Genomic DNA, 16,627 nt, shown 5'->3' on the forward strand with positions numbered 1-16,627 from the left:
TCAGATGGTTCCGACACGGCGTTCCAATCTCCGTACCAGCAGTGAGGCAGGGTAGCTCAACAGCAGGAAGAGCAGCCCCGCGATCGTGTACGGCTCCACGTAGCGGAAGTAGGTGTCGCCCGCTTCCTGCGCCCGGCCGACGACGTCCAGCAGGCCGATCGCGGTGAGCAGCGGCACCTCCTTGAACATCGAGATGACGTAGTTGCCCAGAGCCGGCACCACCCGCGGGATCGCCTGCGGCAGCACCACACCCGTCCAGACCCGCGACCGCGGCAGGCTGAGGGCTGTGGCCGCCTCCCACTGCCCGCGCGGCACCGCCTCGATGCCGGCGCGGTAGACCTCCGACGTGTAGCAGGCGTAGTGCACGCCGAGAGCGATCACGCCGACGGTCAGGGCGCTCAGCACGATGCCGAACTGCGGCAGCACGAAGAACAGGAAGAAGATCTGCACGAGCAGCGGTGTGCTGCGCACGAACTCGACGAACCCGCGCACGGCCACCGCGAGGAGCCGTGGTCCGCGTTGCAGCACGGCGAGCAGCAGTCCCAGGATCATCGCGACGATCGAGCCGAGCACGGTCGCCAGCAGCGTGAGGGCCAGCCCTTCGAGCAACGAGGGCAGGATCGAGAAAGCGTAGTTCCAGTCCCAGACCTGCTGTGGCATCAGACCGCCCCCCTGACGGCCGTCCGCCTGGCCCGCTCCGAGGGGCCCCGCCCGAGCCGGGCCGCGGCCTTGCGCTCCAGCAAGCGCATCACCGCGGTGATGATCAGCGACAACACGAGGTAGACGAGCAGCAGGAGCAGGAAAATCTCCAGTACCTGCGGGTTGAATCGCGGCACGAGGATCTGCGTGGCCTGCCGGGTGATCTCACTGATGAACACGAACGACAGCAGCGACGTGCTCTTGAGCAACTGGATGAAAAGGTTGTTGAACGGCGGGATCATCTCCACCACGGCCTGCGGCAGGATCACCCGGAACATTCGTTGCGCGGGGGAAAGACTGAGCGCGAGCGCACCCTCGTACTGCGCCCGGGGCACCGACTGGATCGCCCCGCGCACGATCTCGGCGCCGTACGCACCGTGATTGAGGCCGAGCACGAGCACACCGCCCCAGATGGGCACGATCTCGAAACCGACGAGCACAGGGAGCGCGAAGAAGATCCAGAACAGCTGCACGACCTCGGAGGTGCCGCGCAGCCCTTCCACGTAGATCCGGCTGATCACCCGCACCCATCGCCTCGGCGACAGGAGGGCGAGCCCGGCAGCGAAGGAGAGCACGATCGTCAGGGCGATCCCGCCGACGGTGGCGATCACCGTCTCCGGCAGGCCCTGGGCGATGACCGACAGAAAGGTTCCTACGTTGTCCACGGGCGGCTCAGGCCGCGCAGAGCTGCTGGGTGGTCAGCCCGGCAGGCGGGAGGTTGGCCTCGGAGAACCCGAACGGGGAAGCGATCTGCACCCAGCGCCCGCTCGTGTGCAGGTTCTGCAGCTCGGTGTTGAAGGCCTCCCGCAGGTCGTTGTCGGCCTGCCGGAACACGAACCCGCCCGCGGAGACGACCTCCTGGCCGTTCTCGCTGGGCTGGAAGCCCGGGGTGACCTCCACGGCCGCCTGTGGGTTCTTGCCGGCGAGCCACTTCAGCGAGATGTCGGTGAGCGCCGCGGCGTAGACCCGGCCTGCGGTGACGGCCTGCAGCAGCGCGTTCTGGTCGTCGAAGGGGCTGATGTTGGCGGCAGGGACACCCGCGGACTCGGCGTACCCCTGCTCCACGGCAGCGCCGAGCACGGCGAGCTTCAGGTTCTTCTGCGCGATGTTCTGGAACGTCGTGACCTGCTCCGGGTTGCCCCGCGGCACGAGGAAGGCGGTGAGCGCCGTGTAGTCCGGGTTCGAGAAGGCGGCCTGCTGGCAGCGCTCGGGGGTGATGTTCATGCCTGCGCAGACCATGTCGTAGCGGCGGGCGTTGAGCGCCGGGATCAGCGAACCGAAGTCCACCTGCTCGGCCTCCACGGTGCCGATGCCGATCGCCTGCAACACGGCGCGGGCCACCTCGGGAGATTCGCCCGTGACCTGGCCGTCCGTGCCTGTGAAACCGTAGGGCTCCTCACCGGCGATACCGATGCGGATCGAACCGCTGTTGCGCGCGTTCTCCAGCACACTGCCGCCACCGGTGTTCGTACTGGTGCAGGCGGATAGCGCCGCTGTTCCGCCGAGTGCCACCGCACCTGCTGCGGCGGTGCGGCGGAAGAAATCGCGCCTGCTCCAGGGTCGCTGCGTCATGGTGGTTCCTTTCCGGATCGAGCGGGCCGGTCACCTCCATTGGCGTCCGGTCATCAACTGAACGTAGGTGACCACCCCCGAACGCACTGGGCACAGTGGCACACTCATTCGACTCGTTACGCGAAAGCAATACGAACTCTTGGCGTCAGGGAACATCGATCCGAGCGAGCCGGACGTGCCCCTGTGCGCGAGGATCGGCCGCATGTTGCGCATCGCCGGGCTCCCCGTCTGGGTCGGCCCATCCGACATCGTCACCGGGGCCAGGGCGGTGATGGGGTGGACCGAGGAAGCCGTCGAGGTCGTCGCGTCACTGCCCGAGCGGGCGTCCGGCCTGCTCGACGACGCAGAGGCCCTCGTCGCCCGGATCGCCGCGGTGGCCGACCGGGTAGAGGGCATCGTCGACCGGGCGGACGTGCTGGTCGGCTCGGTCGACGAGGTGCTCGTCAACGTGCGCACGGCCGTCGCCAGGGTGGACACGGTGCTCACCGACGCCGATCACCTCGTCCGCCGGGTCGACCCGCTGCTCGTTGAGGTGAGCAGCGCGGCGGATGGCGCTGCCGAGCTCGTCACGCGGGCCGCAGGTGTCGCCGACGACGCGGCGGGGCTCGTCGCCAGGGCGAGCACGGTGGCCGACGGCGCCGCGGAGCTCGTGGCTGGGGCGGGCGCCGTGGCCGACGGCGCGGGCGTGGTGATCGAGAAGGCCACCGCGGTCGCCGACCGCGCCGGCACGGTTGTCGAGCAGGCGTCCGGCGCAGCGGGCGGGGCAACGGAGCTGCTCGCCGTCTACCAGCCGATCGCGCAGCAGGTGGCGCCGCTCGCCCGGCGCTTCGTCGACGAGTTCTCCGAGGAGGAGGTGCACGCAGCGATCCGGCTGATCGACCAGCTCCCGCAGCTCACGGAGCACATGGAGAACGACATCCTGCCGATCCTCGCCACGCTCGACCGCGTCGGCCCGGACGTCCACGAGCTGCTCGAGCAGCTCAAGGAGATGCGCCAGGCGATCCAGGGCATCCCCGGCCTCGCGTTCTTCCGGCGGCGCGGAGAACGCGAGGACGAGGAGACCGGCCGCTGACGCGCCTACGCGGACACGTTCTCCGGGAAGTGGCAGGCCACCCGCTGCCCGGGCGTCAGCTCCACGAGCGGCGGCTCGGTGGTACCGCAGATCTCCTGCGCCTTCCAGCAACGGGTGTGGAACCGGCACGCCGGTGGCGGGTTCAGCGGGCTGGGCACGTCGCCCTTGAGCAGGATCCGCTCCCGCTTGTCCCGCCGCTGTGTCTCGGGCACCGGCACCGCTGAGAGCAGCGCGACGGTGTACGGGTGCATCGGGCGGGTGTAGACGGCGGCGCTCTCCCCGATCTCCACGATCTTGCCGAGGTACATCACGGCCACGCGGTCCGACACGTGCCGCACGACGGAGAGGTCGTGCGCGATGAAGACGTAGGTCAGGCCGAGCTCGTCCTGCAGGTCCTCCAGCAGGTTCACCACCTGCGCCTGGATCGACACGTCCAGGGCCGACACGGGCTCGTCGGCGACGATGAGGCTCGGTCGCAGCGCCAACGTCCTGGCGATGCCGATGCGCTGGCGCTGGCCGCCGGAGAACTCGTGGGGATAGCGGTTGTAGTGCTCGGGGCTCAGCCCGACCAGCGACAGCAGCTCCTGCACCGCCTTGCGGATACCGCCCGGCGGCTCCACGCCCTGGATCCGGAACGGCGCCCCGACGATCGTGCCCACGGTGTGCCGCGGGTTCAGCGACGAGTACGGGTCCTGGAAGATCATCTGGATCTCCCGGCGCAGCGGTCGCATCGCCCCCTGCGGGAGGTGGCTGATGTCGCGTCCCTCGAAGACGATCGTGCCGCCGGTCGGCTCGATCAACCGGGTGAGCAGCCGCCCCGTCGTGGTCTTGCCGCAGCCCGACTCGCCGACAAGCGACAGCGTCTCGCCGCGGAACACCTCGAAGTCCAGGCCGTCCACGGCCTGCACCGCGCCGACCTGGCGCTGCAGCAGACCCCGGCGCACCGGGAAGTGCTTCTGCAACCCGGACACGCGCAGGAGCGCATCCCGCTCGGCCGGGGCCGCCTCCGTGGCGTGCGCCGGCCCCGCAGCCGGTTCGGTGATCATCGGTTCGGTACCCGTCCGGTCGGTCGTCACAGCTTCGGCCTGATCTCGTCGTCGAAGATCTGCCGCCTGCGCTCGTCGGGCAGGTGGCAGGCGACCCGGTGTCCGTTCGTGCCCACCGCACGCAGCTCCGGGCGCAAGGTCGTGGCCAGTCCGCCGGTGAGCTCGTCATAGGCGCACCGGGGATGGAACGCGCAGCCGCTGGGCACGTTGATCAGGCTCGGCGGGCTGCCGGGGATCGGCATCAGCCGCTCGGTGCGCTCGCGGTCCCACCGGGGCAGCGATCCGAGGAGCCCCCACGTGTAGGGGTGCTGCGGTGTGGCGAAGACGTCGGCCGCCGCGCCGGTCTCGATCGCGCGCCCGCCGTACATCACCAGGATGTCGTCGGCCAGCTCGGCAACCACGCCCAGGTCGTGGGTAATGATGATCACCGCGGAGTTGAACTCGGCCTGCAGGTCACGGATGAGGTCGAGGATCTGGGCCTGCACCGTGACGTCGAGCGCGGTGGTCGGCTCGTCGGCGATGAGCAACTCCGGGTTGCACGACAGCGCCATCGCGATCATCGCGCGCTGGCGCATCCCGCCGGAGAAGTGGTGCGGGTAGTCGTCGAAGCGCCGCGCCGCCTGCGGGATGCCGACCCGGTCCAGCAGCTCCACGGCTCGGGCCCGGGCGTCCCGCTTGCTCACGTCGTGGTGCAGCCGGTACGCCTCGACGATCTGCTGGCCGACGGAGTAGTAGGGATGCATCGCCGACAGCGGGTCCTGGAAGATCATCGCCATCGTCCGGCCGCGCAGCTTGCGCACCTGCTCCGCTCCGGCGGAGACGAGCTCCTGGCCGCCCAGCCAGATCTCGCCGGAGATCTTCGCGGCGCCTGCCTTGTGCAAGCCCATGATCGACAGGCTGGTCACGCTCTTGCCGGAGCCGGACTCGCCGACGATGCCCAGCCGCTTGCCGCGCTCGAGGCTGAACGACAACCCGTCCACGGCCTTGACCACGCCGTCGTCGGTGGGGAAATGCACCCGCAGGTCGCGCACGTCCAGGAACGCACGCGCTCCGTCCGCGCTCTCCGGTGGCATCGGTGACAGTCCGTCTGCCAGCACGTTCTCGGTCACTCCGCCTCCGCGGGTAGCGCTGCGTCGAGAGTCACGAGTACCGCACCCGTGGGTCGACGACGGCGTAGCACAGGTCCACCACCAAGTTGGCGAGGATGATGAAGATGCTCCCGATCATCACGACGCCGAGCACCTTCGGCAGGTCGTTGTTGACCACGGCGTCCACCGAGTACTTGCCGATCCCGGGCAGCGAGTAGGTGCTCTCGGTGAGGATCGCGCCGCCCAGGAGCAGCCCGAGGTCGAGCCCGAAGATCGTCAGGATCGGGGTGAGGGCCGAGCGCAGGCCGTGCTTGACCACGACTGTCCGCTCCGGGAGGCCCTTCGCGCGGGCGGTGCGGATGAAGTCCTCACCCATCGTGTCGAGCATCCCTGCCCTGGTCAGCCGCGCGTACCCGGCGGCGTAGAGGAACGCCAGCGTGATCCACGGCAGGAGCAGGTCGTAGCCCCACTCCAGCGGGTTCTCCTCGATCGGCACGTAGCTGCCGCCGGGCGCCGTGATGCCGAGGGCGTAGCTAAAGACCGCCAGGGACAGCAGCCCCGTGAAGAAGATCGGCAGCGACACCCCGGCGAGCGCGACGCCCATCGCGGCCCTGTCGAAGATGCTGCCGGGCCGCAGGGCGGACACCACACCGGTGGCGACACCGGCGACCAACCAGATGAGGGCGGCGCCCGCGGCGAGCGACAGCGTCACGGGTAGCCGGTCGAGCAGGTCGGGCAGCACCGGGTTCTGGGTCAGGAAGGAGTACCCGAAGCAGGGCGCCGGGCAGTGCACGGTGGTCGGGCCGGTGCTGTAGTCAGCACCCGCCACCAGGCCCTTCAGGAACCGGCCGTACTGCACCCAGATCGGGTCGGTGAACCCGAGCTTCACCGCGATCTCGTGGATCGCCGCCGCGTCGGCGGTCTTGCCGACGTAGCGCGACGCGAGATCCTCGGGAGTGGCACCGGCGATCCGTGGCACCAGGAAGAAAATCGCGAACACGGCGGCCGTGACGATCAGCAGCAGGATCACCGCCGCGACCAGCCGCCGCACGATGTAGATGGCCATCTCTTACGGCTGGGTGGCCGGTGGCCCACACCGGTCAGGTGCGGACCACCGGCACACCACGTGCCTTCACCTACCTCAGGTCGTTACGCCGGGGAGCACCTATTTGCGGGTGGTGCCCAGCGCCAGGTAGTCGTACATCTGGTAGCCGTCGGTGATGAACACGTTGGTCAGGTTCTTCGGCCGGTAGAGCAGGCCCTTGGCCCAGATGCCCGGCACGATGTACGCGTCGTCCATGACCTTCTTGTCGATGTCGACCCACATGCTCTCCCGTGCGGCGGTGTCGGTGGTGGTCACCGCCTTGTCGAGCATCGCGTCGACCTCGGGGTCCTTGACACCGAAGTTGCTGTTGCCGCCGGTAGCGCGGATCACCCGGCTGTCGGTGATCTGCGCGAGGAAGCCGTAGCCGTCGGGCCAGTCGGCGGCCCAGCCGTAGACGATCAGGCCGAGGTTGTTGGCCTTCGCGAAGTCCGGCTTGCCCGCGTAGAGCTTGCCGTAGTCGGTGAGCGGGTAGGGCTTGATCTCCAGGTTGATGCCGACCTTCGCGAGCGACTGCTGCAGCGCCTCGGCCGTGGCCTTCTCCTTCGGCCGCTCCGTCCGGTAGGAGATTCCCGTGGTGAAGCCGTTCGGCTGGCCGCACTGGGCGAGCTCGTCCTTGGCCTTCGCCACGTCACCGGCGTTGCCCGGGGTGGGGTAAGGGTCGAACTGCTGGGCGCCGGCGATCACCGGAGGTAGCAGGTTGCTCGCGATGTCACCGCCGGTGGCGCCGCCGTACGCGCGCTGGTAGCCGGTCTTGTCAGTCGCGTACTCGACCGCGCGGCGGCAGTGGATGTTGTCGAGCGGCGCGACGTCGGGGTTCAGCGCGGTGTACCAGAGGCGGGCGTTCAGGGCCGAGTCGGTGTTCGCCTTGAGCGTCTGGTCGGCCAGGATCTTGCCCTGGGCCGACGGCCCGACACCGGTGCCCTCGATCGCGACGTCGAGGTCACCGGACTGCAGCCGGTTGTCGATGTCGTCGGCGTTGACGTTGAGAGCCACCTCGACGCGGTCCGGCAACGGCTTGCGGTTCGGATCGGTCGCCTGGTCCCAGTTCGGGTTGCGCACCAGCGAGAAGCTCTTGCCGAGCTCGTTGGTCTCGAACATGTACGGGCCCGTGGAGACCACGTGTTCCTTGTACTTCGACCCCGTGTCCTTCGCGACGGGCACCGGTGCAGTGCTCGGCATCTGGGCGAAGTAGTCGAACCCGCTGAAGGGCTGCTTCAGGTGGAAGACGATGGTGCGGTCGTCCGGGGTGTCGATCGCCTTCAGCCCGAGCTTGTTCGGGTCCGAGTCCGCGTACGGGCTGGTGTAGCCCTGCAGGTCGAGGTAGTCGTTGAAGTAGGTCGGCCCGTTCGGGAAGGTCGTCTTGTCCAACGACCGCTCGACCGCGTACTTCACGTCCTTGCTGGTGACCGGCGTGCCGTCCTCGAACTTCACGCCCTGTCGCAGCGTGTAGGTCCACGTCTTCGAGTCGTCGCTGGGCTTGCCGAGCGACTCCGCGAGGTCGGGCACGAGCGTGGCGCCCTCCTTGCCCGGCGCGGACTTGAACATCACCAGCGCGCGGACGTACAGGCGGGCGAAGTTCCAGGAGTACGAGTAGTACGTGTCGGCCGGGTCCAGCGAGTCCCAGTCACCGCCGTTCGCGTACCGGATGGTGCCGCCCGTGACGTCCGAGACGTTGTGCACGCCGCCGGCGTCGTTGCCACCACTGCTCGACGAGCTCCCGCCCGAGCTACCGCCTCCGCAGGCCGCCAGGGCCAGGGCCGCGACCGCGATGACCGCGGCCGCCGCCACTCTCCTACTTCTCACGCTTTCCGCCTACTTCTCATGGGGGAGGTCCCGGGGGTGCCGGGAAATGGAATGAATTACCGCGACCGCGGATCGAGCGCGTCGCGGAGGCCGTCGCCGAACAGATTGAAGGCGAGCACCGTCACGAAGATGGCGAGGCCGGGGAACAGCATGAAGTTCGGAGCGATCTGGAACCAGTGCGTCGCGTCCGACAACATTCCGCCCCAGCTCGGGGTGGGCGGCCTGATACCGACCCCGAGAAAGGACAGGGCGGCCTCGAACAGGATGTTCGTGGGAATGAGCAGCGTCGCGTAGACGAGAATCGGCGCCACCAGGTTGGGCATCATCTCGGTGAACAGGATCCGCGGGCTGCGGGCGCCCAGGCTGCGCGCGGCGTCGACGAACTCACGCTCGCGCAGCGACAGCGCCTGGCCTCGGATGATGCGGCCGATGTAGGGCCAACTGGAGAAGCCGATGATCGCCACGACGAGCGCGATGCGCAGGGCATCGCCCTCCAGGCCGAAGGCGTGGTCCGGGATGATCCCGGCCAGGGCGAGAGCGAACAACAGGATCGGGAACGCCAGGAACACGTCCATCGTCCGGCTGATCAGCGTGTCGACCCAGCCGCCGAAGTAGCCCGCCACCACGCCGAGCACAGCGCCGATCAGCACCGCGAGCAGGGTGGCGAGGAATGCGATCAGCAGGGAGATCCGCGAGCCGTAGACGACCCGGCTGAAGATGTCCCGGCCGTTCACGGGCTCCACGCCGAAGAGGAAGTCGTGGCTGATCCCGCCGAGGGGCCCGTTGGCCACCTGCAGGTCGGGATCGATCTTCTCGTAGTGGAAGTCGAGCGGCGGATGCCCGAACAGTGCGACGATCAGCGGCGCGAAGATCGCGACGAGTATCAGCAGCACAATTACGGCCGCCCCGCCCAGCGCGACCTTGTCGCGGCGTAGTCGCCGCCATGCGATCGCACCGAGCGACCGTCCCTGAATCGTTGTTCCCATGCCCACCGTGACGGCCTCGGGCTCAGCGTGGACCGCCGAGCCGGGTACGTCGCTGGGGGCCGTCATTGCCGCACCGGCATGCGTCCACCTCACGTTGCTGCTCCGGGTGCTCCGATTCGGGGTCGGACACCCGGGTTGATGCACACTATCGGGTGATCAGCAACCGATTAACGCTTCGTTCGGTAACGATTTAGTAAGCCAGTCGGGGCAAATCGGACAATTACCGGATAAAGGTGTCACTCGGGCAGCTGATGAACTTTCCGAATCAGTGTCACGATCTCGTCCATCATCTCAGTGAGCCGGTAGTCCTTGGGCGTGAACACCGCGGCGACCCCGCGCTCCCGCAGCACGGCCGCGTCCTCGGGCGGGATGATGCCGCCGACCACCACCGGAACGTCGTCGGCACCGGCCGCGCGCAGGCCGTCGACCACCGCCGGCACCACCTCCAGGTGCGAGCCGGACAGCACCGACAGCCCGACGACGTGCACGTCCTCCTGCACGGCGGCCGCCACGATCTGTGCTGGCGTGAGCCGGATGCCCTGATAGACCACCTCGAAGCCGACGTCGCGCGCACGCACGGCCACCTGTTCTGCACCGTTGGAATGGCCGTCGAGCCCGGGCTTGCCCACGAGCATCCGTAACCGGGAGCCGATCGCCTCCCCCGCCGCCCGCACGCGCTCACGCACGGCAGCGATCTCGGCGGACGCCTCACCGCCCGCCATCGCACCCGACACCCCGGTGGGAGCCCGGAACTCACCGAACACCTCACGCAGGACGCCTGCCCACTCTCCCGTGGTCACCCCCGCTTTGGCGCAGGCGATCGAGACGTCCATCAGGTTGGTGTCGGTCTTGGCCGCATCCCGCAGCGCGGCCAGCGCGCTCTCGACGGCGCCGGCGTCGCGGCCGGCCCGCCAGGCCTGGATCGCCTCGACGGCCGCGGCCTCCGTGGCCGGGTCGACCGTCTCGATCGCGGCGGCACCGGCCGCCTGCAGTGGGCTGGGCTCGGTGGTGTCGAACCGGTTCACACCGACGACGACGTCCTCGCCGGACTCCATCCGACGCCGTCGCTCGGCCAGCGAGCTCACCAGCCGGCCCTTCATGTAGCCGGACTCCACGGCGGCGACGGCCCCGCCCATCTCCTGAACCCGCTCGATCTCGGCACGGGCGCCCTCGACGAGCTCGGCCACCTTCGCCTCGACCACGTGGCTGCCGTCGAAGAGGTCCTCGTACTCCAGCAGGTCGGTCTCGTAGGCGAGCACCTGCTGCATGCGCAGCGCCCACTGCTGGTCCCACGGCCGGGGCAACCCCAGCGCCTCGTTCCACGCCGGGAGCTGGATCGCGCGCGCCCTGGCCCCGCGGGACAGGGTGACGGCGAGCATCTCCAGCACGATCCGCTGGACGTTGTTCTCCGGCTGGGCCTCGGTGAGCCCCAGCGAGTTGACCTGCACGCCGTAGCGCAGGCGCCGCTGCTTGGGATCCTGGACGCCGTAGCGCTCCTGCGTGATCTCGTCCCAGAGCTGGGCGAGCGCCCGCATCTTGCACATCTCCTCGACGAACCGCAGGCCCGCGTTGACGAAGAAGGAGATGCGTGCGACCACGCTGCCGAACTTCTCCTGCTGAACCTGGCCGGAGTCGCGCACGGCGTCGAGCACCGCGATCGCCGTGGAGAGCGCGTAGGCCAGCTCCTGGGGCGGGGTGGCCCCGGCCTCCTGCAGGTGGTAGCTGCAGATGTTGATCGGGTTCCACTTCGGGATGTTCGCGACCGACCAGGCGATCATGTCGGTGATCAGGCGCATGCTCGGCGCCGGCGGGAACACGTACGTCCCGCGCGAGAGGTACTCCTTGACGATGTCGTTCTGCGTGGTGCCGGCGAGGGTCCCGCGGTCGGCCCCGTGCTCCTCGGCCACGGCCACGTAGAGCGCGAGCAGCCACATAGCCGGCGCGTTGATCGTCATCGAGGTGTTGGCCTCGCCCATCGGGATGTCGCGGAACAGCGCGCGCATGTCCCCGATGTGGCTCACCGGCACGCCCACCTTGCCGACCTCACCCCTGGCCAGCTCGTCGTCGGGGTCGTAGCCGGTCTGCGTCGGCAGGTCGAACGCCACCGACAGGCCCGTCTGGCCCTTGGCCAGGTTGCGCCGGTAGAGCTCGTTGGACCGCTCGGCGGAGGAGTGGCCCGCGTAGGTCCTGATCACCCAGGGACGGTCGCGCTCACGGTCGGTCGGGTAAGGCACCGGACACCTCCGCGTCGTGGATCCGGCCTGCGGACCCACTCAGCCTACTGGCGCGTAGCTTTTCAAGCGGCCTGGACGGAGCGGCATCACACCCGTTAGTCGGGTCGTATCGATCCAGCTCTGCGGGGGCGCGCTCGCGGCGTCAGAGGCGCACAATGTCCGGCATGGTCGACGGTGCACCGGTCGTCGCCCTCGTCGGCGCCCTGGTGATGATGGTCGTGCTCCTTCTCGCTCTCCGCTGGACGTTCGGCACGGGACGCAACCAGCCGGCCCCACACATCCCCGACCCCGACGACCCCACCGGCGACGGGCTGCTCGAGGAGGTCTCCCGCGTCCCCACGGAGTCGGCCGCCCAGGTGCTCCGGTCCCGCCTCGGCGGCGCCGGCATCCGCGCCACCATCGGGCGGACGGGCGGGAGCTACCGGCTGCTGGTGTTCCACTCGGACGCGGTCAACGCGCGCGTCGTCCTGAGCCGGGGCGCACTGGACTGACCCCGGCGGGATCGTTGCGAGATCCGGGTTTCCGCCCTCGTGAGGGCGAATCGGCTGATCTCGCAGCGATCATTCCGACCTAGACGCGGTGGTAACGCGCGTCGAAGAAGCAGAAGACGCCGTAGGCGGCGAGCCCGATTGCGATCACGGCCAACAGGTAGGGCCCGAACGGCTGAGCGGCGAGCGTCTTGAGTGCGACGTCCAGCCCGGACGCCTCCTCGGGCCGGAACCGGACCGCCGCGATCACGACGAGCACCCCGATGAGCGCGATCGTGATCCCCTTGGCGACCGACCCGACCTGCCCGGTGCGCTCCACGGTCGCACGTTGGGCAGTGCTCGCCGGCAGGCTCATGTCCTCGAGGAACTTCTTCTGGCCTCCCTCGACGATCTTGACCGCGCCCACCACGACGATCCCGATCCCGACCGCGCCGACGATGAGCTGCCCGCCGGGCAGCCCGAGCACCCCCGCGGTGGCCCCCTGGCCGCCACCGCCGCCGCCACCGCTTCCCGCTGCCGTCATCGCGGCCAGCGCCGCCAGTACCGCGAAGACCACCGCGTTGCCGGCGCTCGTCACGCGATTGCGGAGCTTCTTCGTACGGTCGGACTCGTAGGTGAAGCCCCAGATCGCCTGTTCGAGTCGCCACAGCACCACGGCAACGAACCCGATGACCACCACCCACAGCAGCACCCGACCGAACGGCTGCTGCGCGAGGTCCTGGAAGGCGCCGGTCTGGTCGGCCCGCTCCCCGCGGTTGCCGAACGCCACCTGCAGGGCCAGCACCGCGATCAGGATGTGGGTGACGCCGTACGCGCCGATGCCCAGCCGGGCGCCGATCTTCACGGCCCGGCTGTTCGCGGCCTGCCTGGCGGACCGGCTCGTCGACTCGGCGGCGCTCGTCATGGTTGATCCTCTCCGTGAGACCGGCGCACCGTCGCACGGAAGCCGCCCCGACGCAGCGGCTGTTACTCCATCCGCGCCGCCGACGTGACCCACCTGCGCTACCCGGCCCGCCATCGCATGCGGTTCACCGGCTACCCGTTTCCTGGAGCAGCGACGCGCGGGCGGCGGACTCCGCCCGCCGCTTGCGCACCGCCCGGACGACCAGCACGGCGACCACCGCGGCAACCGCCACCCCTGTCACGGTCGGCCCGACGAGGTGCGCCGCGTGGCGCAGCGCCGCGGAGGCCGCGCTGCCCAGCCCGACGTAGACCACGCCCCACAAGACGGCTCCCAGCGCCGTGTAGAGCGCGAACCGGCGCACGGGCATCCGCAGCGTCCCGGCCAGCACGGGCACCAGTGAGTGCGCCACCGCGAGGAACCGTGAGCCGGCGATCGCACGCCCGGTGCCGCCCCGCAGCACCGCCTCGGCGCGCACCCAGTTGTGCTCCCCGATCCATTGGCCGGGCCGGCTCAGCCTGATCCGCGGACCGAACTGCCTGCCGAGCAGGTAGCCGCCGCTCTGCCCGACCATGCTCGCGGCCGCCGCGACGCCGGCCAGTGCGACGTACTCGCCGGCGCTGCCTACCGTGGTGGCCGCCGCGAGCAGGACCACCTCCCCTGGCGTGACGAGCCCGATCAGCACCGACGTCTCCATGACGAGCATCAGGCCGACGACGCCGTAGAGCTGCCATGCAGGCATTGCGTCGATCATTGCGAAGAAGGAACCGAGCCAGTCGCTGATCACCATCACAGCCTGGTGCGGCAGGCCCGCCCGACCCATCCGGGCAGCGCCCTGAACCGGGGTGGGGATGACCCCCGGTTCAACCCTGGGTGGCTACCGGTTCGGTTCGCCCTCGACGCGCTGGATGTCGGCACCGAGCCCACGCAGGTTCTCGACGAACCGCGGGTAACCGCGGTCGATGTGCTCGACGTCCCACACCTCGGTCTGGCCGTCGGCACACAGCGCGGCGAGCACGAGCCCTGCCCCGGCCCGGATGTCGCTGGCCCACACGGGCGCGCTCGAGAGCCGGTCGACGCCCCGCACCACGGCGTGGTGGCCGTCGGTGCGTGCGTCCGCGCCGAGCCGCACCATCTCGTCGACGAACCGGAACCGGGCCTCGAACACGTTCTCCGTGATCATCGAGGTGCCCTCGGCGACGGCCGACAGCGCGATCGCCATCGGCTGGAGGTCGGTGGCGAACCCCGGAAAGGGCAGCGTCACGAAGTCGACGGCCGTGGGGCGCTGGTCCATCCGGACGGTGAACTCCTCGGTGCCGACCACGGTGTCGGCACCCGCGGTGCGCAGTTTGTCGAGCACCAGGTCGATGTGGTGGGGGTCCACGCCGCGCACCGTCACCTCACCGCGAGTCATCGCCGCGGCGAACGCCCAGGTGGCGCCGACGATGCGGTCGCCGATCACGCGGTGCTCGGCGGGCTGCAGACCGGCGACGCCGAGCACGCTGAGCGTGGAGGTGCCGACACCGTCGATCTTGGCGCCCATCTGCTGGAGCATCGTGCACAGGTCGACGATCTCCGGCTCGCGGGCCGCGTTGTCGATCACCGTGGTGCCGTCGGCGAGCACGGCGGCCATCAGGATGTTCTCGGTGGCGCCGACGCTGGGGAAGTCGAGCCAGATCTGCGCGCCGCGCAGCTCGTCGGCCTGGGCGACCACGCGCCCGTGCTCGATCTCGGTGGTAGCGCCGAGCTTGCGCAGACCGGCCTGATGCATGTCGAGCGGGCGGGAGCCGATGGCGTCACCACCCGGGAGCGGCACGATCGCCCGGCGGCACCGGGCGACGAGCGGACCGAGCACGCACACCGACGCCCGCAGCTTCGACACCGACCGGTAGTCGGCCTGCGCGCCCGGCTCGGCCGGAACGTCGATGGTGACCGTGTCCCCCTTGACGGTGACGGTGCAGCCGAGGCTGCGCAACACGTCGGCCATGAGTGGGACATCGAGGATCTCCGGACAGTTGCGGAGCGTCGTGGTGCCCTCCGCCAACAGCGCCGCCGCCATCAGCTTCAGCACGCTGTTCTTCGCTCCGACCACGTCGACGGCGCCGGCGAGCCGGGCGCCCCCGTTGACCGCGAAATGCTCTGCCACGAACGCCGACGCTATCCGGTGGCCCCGAACGCTACGCGGTCGGCCGTACCAGGTGCTCGACAGCGAGCATCGCCCGGTTCACCACGGCGGACAGCTCCTCGCGGGTGGCGCCGTCACGCGCCTGCAACGACATCCCGAACTGCACGGTGCTCACATACGCTGCCAACGCGTCGATGTCCGCGCCGGGCGGCACGTCCCCGTCGGCCTGGCCCCTGGCGAGCCGGTCACGCACCGCCGCGGTGGCCGACCGCCGCTGCTCGGCGAGGAAGTCGCGGATCCCTGCCGTGCTGGGCGTGTACGTGGTGGCGGCCAGCACGATCATGCAGCCGGTCGGCTTGCCCGGGTCGGTGTAGGCGAGCACGTTGGCCCGCAGGAGTGCCTCCACGCCGGCCGCCGCGGTGGGCGCGTCGCACATCGCCCGGAGCGTCGGATCGCCCTCCTGCTCCTCGTAGAGCGCCACAGCCTCGCGGAACAGGGCCTCCTTGCTCCCGAACGCCGCGTACAAGCTCGGTGGGCGGATCCCCATCGCAACGGTCAGCTCACCGATGGACGTGCCGTCGTAGCCGTGCTCCCAGAACACCTCCATCGCGCGGTGGAGGGCCTCGGCCCGGTCGAAGCCGCGGGGACGCCCTCGCTCCGTCATCGGCACCCTTTCTGTAGCGATCCCTCAAAATACCCCTTGACCACCGGCGGCCGCACGCGCCAGACTTCTTTAGCAATCACTACAGAATGGAGACGGGGATGAGCGACCTCAGAGGCCGGGTGGCACTGGTGACCGGCGGCAGCCGTGGCATCGGCGCAGCGATCGCGCTGCGGCTGGCCCGCGACGGCGCCGACGTAGCGCTCACCTACGTGAGCTCGCAGGAGCGCGCCGCAGCGGTGGTGCGCGAGATCGAGAGCCTGGGTCGGCGCGGTCTCGCGATCCACGCGGACAGCGCCGATCCCACGGCCGTCACGGCCGCCGTCGACACGACCGTCGAACGGCTCGGGCGCCTCGACGTTCTCGTCAACAACGCGGGAATCTTTCCCTTCGGCCCGTTCGAGAAGGTCGACGCGGAGGAGCTCGACCGAGCCATCGCCGTGCACGTCCGGGCGGCCTTCGTCGCGGCACAGGCGGCATCCCCGTACCTCGGCCGGGGTGGGCGGATCATCAACATCGGCAGCAACCTGGCCGAGTTCGTCGGCCGGCCCGGCATCACGCTCTATGCGATGACCAAATCGGCACTCACCGGCCTCACCCGGGGGCTCGCCCGTGAGCTCGGCCCCCGCGGGATCACCGTCAACGTCGTGCACCCCGGCTCGACCGACACCGACATGAACCCGGCCGACTCACCCCATGCCGACGCCCAGCGTGCGCAGACCGCGCTCGGCCGGTACCAGTCCCCCGACGACGTCGCGGCAACCGTCGCCCACCTGGCAGGTGAGGACGGGCGCACGATCACCGGCGCGGCGCTGCTCGTCGACTCCGGGGCCAACGCATGACAGCC

General features: G+C 69.7%; 16 protein-coding genes. 3 read left to right on the forward strand and 13 right to left on the reverse strand.

Annotated features, from left to right (window positions below):
* Genes ehuD through ehuB form a run of 3 tightly spaced genes read right to left on the reverse strand, consistent with a single transcriptional unit; the run spans position 1 to position 2,271 of the window.
* The gene (gene ehuD / locus ACQPZQ_RS38350; protein ID WP_433289258.1) at positions 1-660 is read right to left on the reverse strand and encodes an ectoine/hydroxyectoine ABC transporter permease subunit EhuD; all 660 of its coding nucleotides are present in this window, start codon (positions 658-660) and stop codon (positions 1-3) included.
* Positions 660-1,364: an ectoine/hydroxyectoine ABC transporter permease subunit EhuC gene (gene ehuC, locus ACQPZQ_RS38355; protein WP_433289260.1), complete on the reverse strand. Its 705-nt coding sequence runs from the start codon at positions 1,362-1,364 to the stop codon at positions 660-662. Before ehuC ends, ehuD begins: the two co-directional genes overlap by 1 nt.
* Before the next feature lie 7 nt (positions 1,365-1,371).
* Positions 1,372-2,271, reverse strand: coding sequence for an ectoine/hydroxyectoine ABC transporter substrate-binding protein EhuB (ehuB, locus tag ACQPZQ_RS38360; protein WP_433289262.1), 900 nt, complete (start codon positions 2,269-2,271; stop codon positions 1,372-1,374).
* A 202-nt stretch (positions 2,272-2,473) separates the two neighbouring features.
* On the opposite strand from ehuB, the gene ACQPZQ_RS38365 reads away from it, so the two are divergent.
* Entirely contained in the window at positions 2,474-3,343 is an 870-nt protein-coding gene (locus ACQPZQ_RS38365; RefSeq protein ID WP_433289264.1) for a hypothetical protein, read from the forward strand.
* 5 nt (positions 3,344-3,348) lie between these two features.
* Here ACQPZQ_RS38365 and ACQPZQ_RS38370 read toward each other — a convergent pair whose 3' ends face one another.
* The 6 genes from ACQPZQ_RS38370 to ACQPZQ_RS38395 form a co-directional block, all read right to left on the reverse strand.
* Entirely contained in the window at positions 3,349-4,389 is a 1,041-nt protein-coding gene (locus ACQPZQ_RS38370; RefSeq protein WP_433299563.1) for an ABC transporter ATP-binding protein, read from the reverse strand.
* A gap of 26 nt (positions 4,390-4,415) precedes the next feature.
* The gene (locus ACQPZQ_RS38375) at positions 4,416-5,498 is read right to left on the reverse strand and encodes an ABC transporter ATP-binding protein (RefSeq protein ID WP_433289266.1); all 1,083 of its coding nucleotides are present in this window, start codon (positions 5,496-5,498) and stop codon (positions 4,416-4,418) included.
* 31 nt (positions 5,499-5,529) lie between these two features.
* A complete protein-coding gene (locus ACQPZQ_RS38380) occupies positions 5,530-6,543 on the reverse strand; it encodes an ABC transporter permease (protein WP_433289268.1) in 1,014 nt (337 codons plus the stop codon).
* Positions 6,544-6,642: 99 nt separating this feature from the next.
* Positions 6,643-8,385, reverse strand: a complete 1,743-nt coding sequence (locus ACQPZQ_RS38385; RefSeq protein ID WP_433289270.1) for an ABC transporter substrate-binding protein — start codon at positions 8,383-8,385, stop codon at positions 6,643-6,645.
* 56 nt (positions 8,386-8,441) lie between these two features.
* On the reverse strand, positions 8,442-9,437 hold the full coding sequence (locus ACQPZQ_RS38390) for an ABC transporter permease (protein ID WP_433289272.1): 996 nt from the start codon (positions 9,435-9,437) through the stop codon (positions 8,442-8,444).
* 170 nt (positions 9,438-9,607) lie between these two features.
* Positions 9,608-11,605, reverse strand: coding sequence for a protein meaA (locus ACQPZQ_RS38395; RefSeq protein ID WP_433289274.1), 1,998 nt, complete (start codon positions 11,603-11,605; stop codon positions 9,608-9,610).
* A 164-nt stretch (positions 11,606-11,769) separates the two neighbouring features.
* Here ACQPZQ_RS38395 and ACQPZQ_RS38400 point away from each other — a divergent pair, with 164 nt between their 5' ends.
* Complete coding sequence (locus ACQPZQ_RS38400; protein WP_433289276.1) at positions 11,770-12,096, forward strand: hypothetical protein; 327 nt, start codon at positions 11,770-11,772, stop codon at positions 12,094-12,096.
* Between the two features lie 79 nt (positions 12,097-12,175).
* On the opposite strand, the gene ACQPZQ_RS38405 is transcribed toward ACQPZQ_RS38400, so the two are convergent.
* From ACQPZQ_RS38405 to ACQPZQ_RS38420, 4 genes are all read right to left on the reverse strand, one after another.
* Complete coding sequence (locus tag ACQPZQ_RS38405; protein ID WP_433289278.1) at positions 12,176-12,997, reverse strand: DUF1206 domain-containing protein; 822 nt, start codon at positions 12,995-12,997, stop codon at positions 12,176-12,178.
* Between the two features lie 124 nt (positions 12,998-13,121).
* Positions 13,122-13,784, reverse strand: coding sequence for a DedA family protein (locus ACQPZQ_RS38410; RefSeq protein ID WP_433289280.1), 663 nt, complete (start codon positions 13,782-13,784; stop codon positions 13,122-13,124).
* An 87-nt stretch (positions 13,785-13,871) separates the two neighbouring features.
* The gene (gene murA / locus ACQPZQ_RS38415; protein ID WP_433289282.1) at positions 13,872-15,140 is read right to left on the reverse strand and encodes a UDP-N-acetylglucosamine 1-carboxyvinyltransferase; all 1,269 of its coding nucleotides are present in this window, start codon (positions 15,138-15,140) and stop codon (positions 13,872-13,874) included.
* 31 nt (positions 15,141-15,171) lie between these two features.
* Positions 15,172-15,783 carry a TetR/AcrR family transcriptional regulator gene (locus ACQPZQ_RS38420; RefSeq protein WP_433289284.1) on the reverse strand — a complete coding sequence of 204 codons (612 nt, stop codon included), beginning with the start codon at positions 15,781-15,783 and terminating at the stop codon, positions 15,172-15,174.
* A gap of 98 nt (positions 15,784-15,881) precedes the next feature.
* Here ACQPZQ_RS38420 and ACQPZQ_RS38425 point away from each other — a divergent pair, with 98 nt between their 5' ends.
* Complete coding sequence (locus tag ACQPZQ_RS38425; RefSeq protein ID WP_433289286.1) at positions 15,882-16,622, forward strand: SDR family NAD(P)-dependent oxidoreductase; 741 nt, start codon at positions 15,882-15,884, stop codon at positions 16,620-16,622.
* Positions 16,623-16,627 lie beyond the last annotated feature (5 nt).

Source organism: Pseudonocardia sp. CA-142604 (genome assembly GCF_050948475.1).
Lineage (GTDB): Bacteria > Actinomycetota > Actinomycetes > Mycobacteriales > Pseudonocardiaceae > Pseudonocardia > Pseudonocardia alaniniphila.